The 10,210-nt window shown below is 42.0% G+C and carries 9 protein-coding genes, 1 other RNA gene and 3 pseudogenes; 12 read left to right on the top strand and 1 reads right to left on the bottom strand.

Going from position 1 to position 10,210, the window contains the following annotated elements; translation table 11 throughout:
* Positions 1-86: 86 nt before the first annotated feature.
* The 12 genes and pseudogenes from JCM19033_RS16010 to rnpB all read left to right on the top strand — a co-directional run bounded on the left by JCM19033_RS16010 (position 87) and on the right by rnpB (position 9,711).
* Positions 87-2,158, top strand: a pseudogene (locus tag JCM19033_RS16010) (thioredoxin domain-containing protein).
* Between the two features lie 129 nt (positions 2,159-2,287).
* Positions 2,288-2,497 (top strand): hypothetical protein, encoded by a 210-nt coding sequence (locus tag JCM19033_RS16015; RefSeq protein ID WP_054637040.1) that lies wholly within the window; start codon positions 2,288-2,290, stop codon positions 2,495-2,497.
* A 155-nt stretch (positions 2,498-2,652) separates the two neighbouring features.
* Positions 2,653-4,942 (top strand): annotated as a pseudogene (locus JCM19033_RS16020) (DEAD/DEAH box helicase).
* Positions 4,932-5,225 carry a hypothetical protein gene (locus JCM19033_RS16025; protein WP_054637041.1) on the top strand — a complete coding sequence of 98 codons (294 nt, stop codon included), beginning with the start codon at positions 4,932-4,934 and terminating at the stop codon, positions 5,223-5,225. The pseudogene JCM19033_RS16020 and the gene JCM19033_RS16025 overlap by 11 nt, the downstream one beginning before the upstream one ends.
* 22 nt (positions 5,226-5,247) lie before the next feature.
* Positions 5,248-6,216 (top strand): ribonuclease H-like domain-containing protein, encoded by a 969-nt coding sequence (locus JCM19033_RS16030; protein ID WP_054637042.1) that lies wholly within the window; start codon positions 5,248-5,250, stop codon positions 6,214-6,216.
* A gap of 232 nt (positions 6,217-6,448) precedes the next feature.
* The gene (locus tag JCM19033_RS16035) at positions 6,449-6,721 is read left to right on the top strand and encodes a spore coat protein (protein WP_054637043.1); all 273 of its coding nucleotides are present in this window, start codon (positions 6,449-6,451) and stop codon (positions 6,719-6,721) included.
* A gap of 69 nt (positions 6,722-6,790) precedes the next feature.
* Entirely contained in the window at positions 6,791-6,928 is a 138-nt protein-coding gene (locus tag JCM19033_RS23695) for a hypothetical protein (RefSeq protein ID WP_157049934.1), read from the top strand.
* Positions 6,929-7,009: 81 nt separating this feature from the next.
* Positions 7,010-7,574 (top strand): annotated as a pseudogene (locus JCM19033_RS16040) (DUF1273 domain-containing protein).
* Positions 7,575-7,680: 106 nt separating this feature from the next.
* Positions 7,681-7,989, top strand: a complete 309-nt coding sequence (gene gpsB / locus JCM19033_RS16045; RefSeq protein ID WP_054637044.1) for a cell division regulator GpsB — start codon at positions 7,681-7,683, stop codon at positions 7,987-7,989.
* The gene (locus JCM19033_RS16050) at positions 7,967-8,806 is read left to right on the top strand and encodes a carbon-nitrogen hydrolase family protein (protein WP_054637045.1); all 840 of its coding nucleotides are present in this window, start codon (positions 7,967-7,969) and stop codon (positions 8,804-8,806) included. The genes gpsB and JCM19033_RS16050 overlap by 23 nt, the downstream gene beginning before the upstream one ends.
* Positions 8,807-8,843: 37 nt before the next feature.
* A complete protein-coding gene (locus tag JCM19033_RS16055; protein ID WP_054637046.1) occupies positions 8,844-9,245 on the top strand; it encodes a reverse transcriptase-like protein in 402 nt (133 codons plus the stop codon).
* Positions 9,246-9,313: 68 nt separating this feature from the next.
* An RNA gene (gene rnpB, locus JCM19033_RS22545) (RNase P RNA component class B) lies at positions 9,314-9,711 on the top strand.
* Between the two features lie 135 nt (positions 9,712-9,846).
* Here rnpB and JCM19033_RS23700 read toward each other — a convergent pair.
* Positions 9,847-9,996 (bottom strand): hypothetical protein, encoded by a 150-nt coding sequence (locus tag JCM19033_RS23700; protein WP_157049935.1) that lies wholly within the window; start codon positions 9,994-9,996, stop codon positions 9,847-9,849.
* Positions 9,997-10,210 lie beyond the last annotated feature (214 nt).

Consider the following 10,210-nt stretch of genomic DNA (forward strand, 5'->3'; position numbering starts at 1 on the left):
CTTAATTCAGTGGCTCTTTTTTTGTTTTAAAAAGGGTCAAGCCAAGGGTAAAGAAAATTAAACTATGAAGACATCGGGAGGTAAGTATGAATAAAAACAGCGAAAACAAAACACCGAATCGCCTGATCCATGAGAAATCCCCTTATTTACAGCAGCATGCCTACAATCCTGTGGACTGGTATCCGTGGGGCGAGGAAGCTTTTGAAAAAGCAAAGAAAGAAAACAAACCAGTGTTCTTAAGTATAGGATATTCAACATGCCATTGGTGTCATGTTATGGAGCGTGAGAGTTTTGAAGATGAAGCGTTGGCAGCACTGTTAAATGATCATTTTATCTCAATTAAGGTGGATCGTGAAGAACGACCCGACCTTGATTCAATATACATGAGTGTATGTCAATCCATGGCAGGACGTGGAGGCTGGCCGCTAAATGTCTTTTTGAATCCAGATCAGACACCTTTTTACGCAGGTACTTATTTCCCCAAAGAATCAAGGTACGGACGGCCAGGATTCATTGATGTCATTACACAACTTTCGGATATCTTCAAAAACAATCCTGGAAAAGTGAATCGAATCGGGAAACAGGCAGTAGAAGACCTTCAAAAAAACCAGGAAACCCTTCGCAAAGCAACAGTTCCAGAAAGTGTTATTCATAATGCTTACAGGCAGCTAGAAAGCAAGTATGATCCTGTAAATGGCGGGTTTTCAGCTCCTCCTAAGTTTCCATCTCCACAGAACTTCTTCTATTTACTAATGTATTACAAACAATCAGGAGAGAAAAAAGCCCTTGAAATGACAGAAAAAACTTTAGAAAACATTTACAGGGGGGGCATACATGATCACTTAGGCGGAGGATTTTCCCGTTACTCTGTTGATGAAAAGTGGCTTGTCCCACATTTTGAAAAAATGCTTTATGATAACGCTCTTCTTGCCTCTGCTTATATTGAAACATGGCAATTGAATAAACAAGAGCTTTTCAAAGAAGCTGCCGAAGATATTCTTTCTTATGTCCTAAGGGACATGAAAGGAAATGAAGGAGCGTTTCATTCGGCAGAAGATGCGGATTCTGAAGGAGTGGAAGGAAAATTTTACGTCTGGACGCCAAAGGAAGTGACAGACGTACTAGGGGCGGAAGAGGGGAAACTGTTTTGTAAAGCATATGATATAACAGAGGAAGGGAATTTTGAAGGGAAGTCGATTCCTAACAGTCTTCGCTTCGATCCTCAGTATCTATCAGATGAATATAACATCAGTAAAGAGGAAGTAAATGAAAGACTGAAAATAGCTCGAAAAACTCTCTTTGAACACCGGAACAAAAGAGTGCGTCCCCACAAAGATGAGAAGATACTGACCTCCTGGAACGGTCTGATCATTGCAGCCTTGGCGAAAGCTGGACGTGTTTTTGGAGAAAGTAAATATACAAAGTCAGCTCAGGAAGCTGCTGTCTTTCTTGATGAGAATTTATTTGAAGATGGTCGTCTGAAGGTTCGCTATAAAGACGGCGAGACAGCTAATCTTGGTTTTATCGAAGACTACGCTAATCTACTATGGGGGTATATTGAACTGTATGAATCAACCAGCAGCTTCAATGGCTGGCCAAAAGCAAACAGCTTGCGGATGATATGATTGAATTATTCTGGGATGCTGAAAACGGTGGTTTTTTCTTTTATGGAAAAGACCAGGAACATCTTCTTGTAAACCCTAAAGAAATGTATGATGGAGCAATGCCGGCAGGTGGAAGCGTAGCAGCAGTACAATTCCTCAGGCTTGCCAGACTGACCGGGGAAACAACTTACGAGAAAATTGTAAGTGAGCTTCAGGAAAGTTTCGCCCCATCCCTGGCAAGGTACCCAGCCGGTCATGCTTACTTTATGATAAGCGTTCTCCTTCCTAGGATGCCCATGAAGGAAATAGTACTTTTTACCGGGGAAAGAAAAGAGGACTATGAGCCATTAATTAAAGAGCTTCAGCAAAATTATCATCCTGAATCTACCTTTCATATCGTAGGACAAAAAGAGCCTTTAGGGGAAGTTGTCCCCTTTATTCGGAATTTTGAACCTGACAATGAAAAGCCCACGTTGTATGTTTGTGAAGACTTTGTCTGTAAACAACCAATAACTTCTGTGGAAGAAGGAATCAAGATGATTACCAAAGATTAATATGGTATTTCCTAAGGGGTTGGAGGCGTGCCGCTCCTTAGGACAATCCCGCTTACAAATATCAGAATATTCTGTTGTTTAGAGGAGTAGAATGAGACAGGAAGAATAATTTTCATAGGAGGCGAAAAGGTGAAAACGATCCAGCGTGAAGATATGGTTTCTTCCCTTGAGATCTTTTGCGGCATCCCCCGTGACCTGCTCATTCGGCTGAACAATCAAGAATTACTTACTCTTTATGAAGAAAGAATAGGATTAAAACAGCTTTCTCTAGAAAAAGAGAAAGGTCCAAGAACGATTAGAATGAAGACTGCAATGAACAAAACTAGAAACCCATCATAAAAAGACGCTGTTCTTAGTGGAAATGCTGAGATTGGCGGCTTTTTTTGTTTTAGAGAATCAATATAGAAAAAGATCGATAGATTAAGATTTTTTCTTTTTTCATAGAAAGTCAAACATATATTCGCTACAATAAAAGCATTAGAGGTGAGCGGTATATGAGAAAACAAACATTACGTGAATTAATCACATATATGAAACAGACAAAAGAAATTAGTGAAAACATTGCCTACTGGCATACGATTGATGAAACTCCGGCCCAAACGGAAGATTTTCCCCAAACCATTGATTCAAGGTTAAAAAAAGCGCTGGTAAACAGAGGAATTACCCAGCTATATACTCATCAAAAATCAGCCTATGACAAAGCGGTAACAGAAGGTGAAAATTTTGTGGCGGTGACTCCGACAGCTTCAGGAAAAACGCTGTGCTACAATCTTCCTGTGCTTCAATCGATTCTTGACAATGAAGACAACCGGGCGTTATATATTTTTCCAACAAAAGCACTTGCCCAGGATCAAAAGAGTGAAATTAATGAGATCATTGATGAAATGGGCGTACAAATAAAAAGCTATACCTATGATGGTGATACGGCCCCCAATATCCGCCAGATTGTAAGAAAAGCCGGCCATGTCGTCATTACCAATCCTGATATGCTTCATTCAGCGATGCTTCCTCACCACACAAAGTGGGTATCTTTATTTGAGAACCTGAAGTACATTGTGATCGATGAACTTCATACGTACAGAGGAGTGTTTGGAAGTCACGTAGCAAATGTCATTCGACGCTTAAAGAGAATTGCGAACTACTATGGCAGCGATCCTGTATTTATCAGTACGTCCGCAACCATTTCCAACCCAAAGGAGCTTGCTGAAACATTAACTGGAAAACCGACGGCTCTTATAGATAATAATGGAGCGCCAAGGGGAAAAAAACACTTCGTTTTTTACAATCCCCCCGTAGTCAACGAAGCTCTTAATCTTCGCAAAGGTGCTACTTCTGAAGTGAACAGGCTGGCAGCCATGTTTTAAAAGAAAAAATTCAAACGATTGTGTTTGCCAAAAGCAGGGTTAGAGTGGAAATTATTTTAAGTCATCTCCAGGAGCTGGTGAAAAAGCAGCTGGGACCGAAAACGATCCGTGGCTACAGAGGAGGTTACCTGCCGAAACAAAGGCGGGAAATCGAACATGGTCTTCGCCAGGGAGAAATTATGGGTGTAGTGAGTACGAACGCCCTGGAACTAGGTGTCGATATTGGCCAGCTTCAAGTTTGTATCATGACTGGATACCCGGGAACCATTGCCAGTGCCTGGCAGCAGGCAGGCCGAGCAGGCAGACGGAAGGATGAATCTTTGATTCTGCTTGTGGGAAGTTCCACGCCGATGGATCAATACATTCTTCAGCATCCTGATTACTTTTTTGAAAAAAGTCCTGAGAGCGCCCGCATTCACCCAGATAACCTTGTTATATTGGTAGACCACTTGAAATGCGGGGCTTTTGAGCTTCCTTTTCAGGAAGGAGAAACCTTCGATGGCGTGGAAATTGAAGAGGTTCTTGAATACTTGGAAGAAGAGCAGGTCCTTCACCACCGGGGTAAGAAATGGTACTGGATGAATGACACTTTTCCGGCTCACGGAATCAGTCTTCGCTCAGCTTCCCAGGAAAACGTCATTATTATTGATCAGTCTGATGTGGCAAATGTGAAAGTGATTGGGGAAATGGATCGTTTCAGCGCAATGACTCTTCTCCATGATGAAGCCATTTATCTTCATCAAGGGATTCAATACCAAGTAGAAGAATTAGACTGGGAAGAAAAGAAAGCTTATGTTAGAGAAGTACAGGTTGAGTATTATACAGACGCAAATTTAGCTGTTGAGCTCAAGGTGCTGGAAATGGATAAAAACTCCCTCTCTCCTTCTTTTGAAAGCGGATTTGGAGATGTGATGGTGAACGCCAAAGCTACCATTTTTAAGAAAATTAAGCTTTCTACCTTTGAAAATATTGGTTCGGGTCCCATTCATCTGCCTGAGGAGGAGCTTCATACCAGTTCCTGCTGGATAAGCTTTTCAAAAGATGTTTTGGAAATATTTGGAAGGGAACCTTTGGAACAGGGGCTGATGGGGACAGCAAATGTATTAAGGCACGTTGCTCCTGTACATGTCATGTGCGACCAAAGTGACCTGCATGTTGTTCCTCAAATGAAAGCTACTCATTCAGAGCTTCCAACCATTTTTTTATATGACCGTTATCCTGGAGGTATTGGTTTGTCTGACCAGGTATATAAGGATTTTGACACGATTCTTAAAGAATGCAGGGTGCTGATTAAGGCCTGTCCTTGTGAAAGCGGGTGCCATCCTGTGTGGGCTCAGATTTAAACCTTGGGGAAGATTCCAAGAATTTCACTCTTCGTTTACTGAATTTACTGCTCAAGGAGGGCATCAATGGGTCTTAAAAACAAGTTGAAAAGAATGCAATCTCATCTTGGTGCCAAAGAAATAAGTAGCAAAGATAACCAGCGATCTGTTTTCTCTCGTGAAGAAACCGACAAGGAGGATAAGGAAAAAAAGGAAGTCTCTCACCGGGAAATATGGGAGAGATTTGATACGTATCCTCGTTTTTTGGATGGAGAATACATGCTGTTACGGAAGGTCGTCTATCCGTTGTCTCATTTCCATGGAAATATCAGTTTAAAGAATTGTATGATGTTTTCAGCAGTGGAAGACGACAGCATGTGAGCACCCTATAAATCCTTCTTTTATGAATCCTGAAGAGCTGTTATTTTTTGATACGGAAACGACAGGCTTAAGCGGAGGAGCGGGAAATACTATCTTTCTTTTAGGGACAGCATGCGTCCAAAAGGACCAGGTCATAGTCAAACAATATTTTCTCCCCGGACCGGAAGCGGAGGTTGCTTTGTACCATACGTTCCTGAGTGAAGTATCCTCGTTAGATCATCTGGTTACCTATAATGGCAAGTCCTTTGACTGGCCTCAAGTTAAAACGAGACATACATTTGTCAGAAATGAGGTTCCAAAGCTGCCTTCTTTTGGACATTATGATCTTTTACATGGAGCGAGGAGGCTTTTTAAGCATACTCTCGAATCATGTAAGCTGTCTCAGGTTGAAAAAGAAATCCTGCAATTCAAAAGGCTGGATGATACTCCTGGATACCTTGCTCCAATGCTGTATTTTGATTATTTACAAGAAGGGAACCCAGAGATTATAAAAGGAATCCTGACTCACAATGAGTGGGATGTTTTATCTTTAATATCTCTGTATATTGATATTTCCAAGCGAATAATCAGCAAGGGATCGGATCAACGTGAGGCTTTGGAAGTTGGACGCTGGCATGAGAGTACCGGAAATATCGACCACGCCATACAATGCTTCCATAAAGCAGAAAAATTCAGCAAAGGCGAAAATGCTGAAGCTTTATATTACCTTGGAAAGCTTTATAAAAAGAAAAAAGACCTGGAAAACGCCGTGTATTATTTCCACAAGGTAGAGGACCGTAAAGGGCTCTTTGTCTCAGAAGCCTCTTTAGAGCTTGCAAAAATTTACGAGCATAGCAGAAAAGACTATGAAAAGGCTCTTTATTATACCTGGCGCTCCCTTGAATATTGGAAGGAAAGACAGCGAATCGTAAAAAGTCATAAGGCACTGGGCAATAAAGAGGAATTTACGAAACGGATCAACAGGCTTGAAGGAAAAATAAAAAAGGGATAGCAAGGAAATATTTTGGAGGCAAGCCCCTTGATATTTCCCGGGTAAGCGCAAAAAAAGTGTTATTTCCCTTTAATCATTCTTTAATTGACAAAGAAAAGTCAATTTTTAGGGAAAAACGTAGTTTTTGTCGCTCGCCGAATGAAGAAAGTGTTGAAAATAGGTGAATTCCCTAGTACAAGTTCACCGGCTCCTACATAGGTTGATAGTAACTTGATATAGGAGGTCAATGAACATGTTTGGAAGACACCACAGACCAAGACCAAAAGTTTTGCCGACTGTTATGCATCCAACTAAGTGTCACGTAAAACATCATTGCTGTGAGTATATTGTTCCAGAAGTGCACCCAAGCCACACGACGAATGTAACGCATCATAACTATAAGCATCTTCATTCGTTCCCGCATAGTGAATCTGCGGTAGATCAAATTACTCATCAGCATTTTGTTGCCGGACCAGGTGCGCCTGGCCCTCAAGTAGCCGGAGCCATATGCCAGGGCCAGGGATGATGGGACCGCAAGTAGCCGGAGCCCATATGCCAGGACCAGATGATGGGACCACAGGTAGCTGGAGCCCACATGCCTGGAAAAAAAGGACCAATGGGACCACAGGTAGCTGGCGCCCATATGCCAGGGAAAAAAGGACCAATGGGACCACAGGTAGCTGGAGCCCATATGCCTGGACCTAAATGCCATAATAGGCCAAAGTTTTTTTAAGTCATACCAACAAGCCGGCATAATTTATTTCTATGCCGGTTATGTTTCCTTTACTTTGTAGACAAGCTCAGGAGGAGAAGGATGGACGTTTTAGCTGTAAGTGGTTACAAGCCTCATGAATTAGGTATTTTTTAAGCAGGATGCAAAAGAAATTCATTATATAAAAAAGACTATTGAAGGGAAACTCATCTCTTTCATTGAGGAAGGACTGACATGGGTAGTTATATCAGGACAGCCGGGAGTTGAGCTGTGGGCAGGAGAAGTGGTGAGTGAGCTGAAAAGGGAGTACTCGCATATTAAACTGGCCATTCTGGCTCCTTTTTATAACCAGGAGCAGATATGGAATGAGCATCAGCAAGAACAGTACCAGCTTTTATTGGAAGAAGCTGATTTTGTTGACGTCATCTCTAAAAAAGAATATGAGGGTCCGGCCCAGTTAAAAGCCAAAAATGACTTTATTATTACAAAAACAGACGGCCTTTTACTCCTCTATCATGAAGAACAGCCTGGTACGCCTTCCTTTTACTTAAAGGCGGCTGAAATCAAAGCTGCTCATAAGGAATATCCCATTTACTTGATTACGCCTGATGACCTCCAGCAAACGGTGGAGGAAGAAGATGAAAGACTACGTGATTATTGGGAATAAAGATATAATGTGAAAGATAGGGAAAGAGCAAATTGACTTTTTTTCATTCTTTTGAAAAAATATAAAGTGAACGTTTTATGATTAAAACAGGGGCGGGGGAAACGATATGCAGCCGATTAAATTAAGCGCAAAAGATATTTTAGATAAAGAATTCAAAACAAGCATGAAAGGTTACAACAAAGATGAAGTTGATCAATATTTAGATACCATTATCCAGGATTATGAAGCTTTCCAGGAAAGAATTGATGAGCTTGAAAAAGAAGTAAGTAAGTTTAAAAAGCAGCCAGTTTCAGAAGGGCCTGTACAACAAGCAAAACAAGAGCCAGCTCAGACTACCGGAAGCACGAATTATGATATTTTAAAACGGTTGTCAAACCTGGAGAAAGAAGTGTTTGGCAAAAAGTTATATGAATAAGCTTCTTTCTACTGCCATGGTGCAGATGAATGTGCAGCCAGGAGAAGTGGAGGAAAATGTAAGGACATGCATTCAATTTATAGAGGAGGCAGCCTCAGCAGGGGCTGACCTTATCCTTTTTCCTGAACTCGTGTTAAGCGGGTATCATTTATCTCAAGATGAGTTTTCCAGAGCAGCTCTCCCGGAAAGAATCTCTGATGCCCTGGATAAACTGGCAGTGAAAAGCAGGGAAGTGGATGCAGGACTCGTTATTTCTTATCCCGAGCAGCAAGAAAGCGGTTTGTACATAACGAGCTCTTTTATTGACGGGAAAATGAAGCAACTTTTCTCAATCCAAAAGACGATGCTCTGGGGAAAGGAAAAAGATATCTTTAAAGCAGGTTTCGGGAACTTCACTCCCTTTGATACAAGGTTTGGAAAAATAGCTTTACTAATTTGTTATGACTTAGAGTTTCCCGAACCAGCAAGAGCTGCTGCTTTACAAGGAGCAGAGCTTATTATCTGCCCCTCTGTATGGAGCCAGGAAGGAAAGAAAAGGTGGGAAATACAGATTCCTTGCAGGGCTCTGGATAACCTTTGCTTTGTGGCTGGAGTGAACCGGATAGGGGAAGGAGCGTGCGGTTTGTCACAAGCTGCTGCTCCTGACGGCTCCATTCTCGTCAAAGCACAAGAAGCACAAGAAACGATTTTGTACGCTGATATGGATCTTTCATTAATAAAAAAGACAAGGGCTTCTATTCCATACTTTCATGATTATCCTGTTTCTTTTGCTCCGCAGGGGCTTTCAGGAAACTCCTGGCGGGAGAAGAACATGTAATGAGGAATGAGAAGGCTGTAAGGAGGATACACTTTCTTTGATCAAGCTTTTTATTGATGGTGCGAGCGCCGGTAACCCTGGCCCTGCCGGTGCAGGTGTCTTTGTTAAAAAAAACGATGGCGAGGTGGAACGCTACAGTATCCCACTAGGCCAGGCAACGAATCACGAAGCCGAGTTTTATGCCCTTATTGAAGGATTAAAGCTTTGTGTCGCTAATCAGTGGCATGTTGTTTCGTTTTCAACTGACTCAAAGCTTGTGGATGAGTCATTCGAAAAAAGATACACTAAAAAAAGCGAATACCGCGACTTACTTGAAGAAGCATTACAATTGAGCGATCAGCTGGATTTATGTTTTGTCAAATGGATACCATCGACAAAGAACAAAGCAGCCGATCAATTATCAAAAGAAGCGGTAAGCAAATCCAAGGGAAACAAATGATCGGTTTCTCTTGTTTTGTTTTTTAGGATATGTTATATTTATATCTGTCACAAAAAATGATGCTCAAAGTGTTCGGGCAATCGCTGCGTAATTTGCGCAGAGGAAAGTCCATGCTCGCACAGCCTGAGACGGCTGTAGTGTTCGTGCCTGACCAAACAATAAGTCAGGGCAGTTTGGCTGTTAGCTGAACTGACGGCGGAGAAAACACCTACGTTCTTGAAAATGAATAAGGTGTGAATATCCTGAAAGTGCCACAGTGACGGAGTCTTGCCAGAAATGGGAAGAGTGGAACGAGGTAAACCCCGCGAGCGAGAAACCCAAAATTATGGTAGGGGCGCCTTCCTGCAGGAATTAAACTAAAGGGAAGGGCAAAGGAAAAGCATTTCCTTTTGCAGATAGATGGTTGCCCCTGAGTGCAAGGTGATAAACCGTAGGAGCACAAAGGGACAAAACATGGCTTATAGAACACTTTGGGCCTCTGGCTGACCCCTTTACAGGGTTTTTTGTGTATAAAGACTTTTTCATGAGTAGAACAAAGAGGCTGGGACAAAACTCAGCTAGATAGAAGGGCCTTCACCGTCGGTGAGGGCCCTTACTTATATTATAATTCTGTTGGTTGATTGTTAAAAATACACTCGCTTGCCGCGGGCAAGGCTTCAGCTAGCATGGTGAAACCGCCCCGGCGGATCTGCAGCTCTTGCTTTTCCCGCAGGCGTCTCGTGATGTTTGAACAATCAACGTATATGTACACAAAAAGGATACCTTCTGATAAAGTTAAATCACCACAACCTAACAGAATCGGAGGTATCCTTATGTTTAAAGATTATAACATGAATCAAGTTGTTTTGCCGATGGACCTTTCTTATAAACTCCAGGAAAATGATGTTACTTTTGCCGTCAATGATCTCGTGGAAACCATACCGGATGAAGCATTCAGTGGTTTCCTGCGTTCAACCGGCTGTCAA

The organism is Thalassobacillus sp. C254, assembly GCF_001310615.1.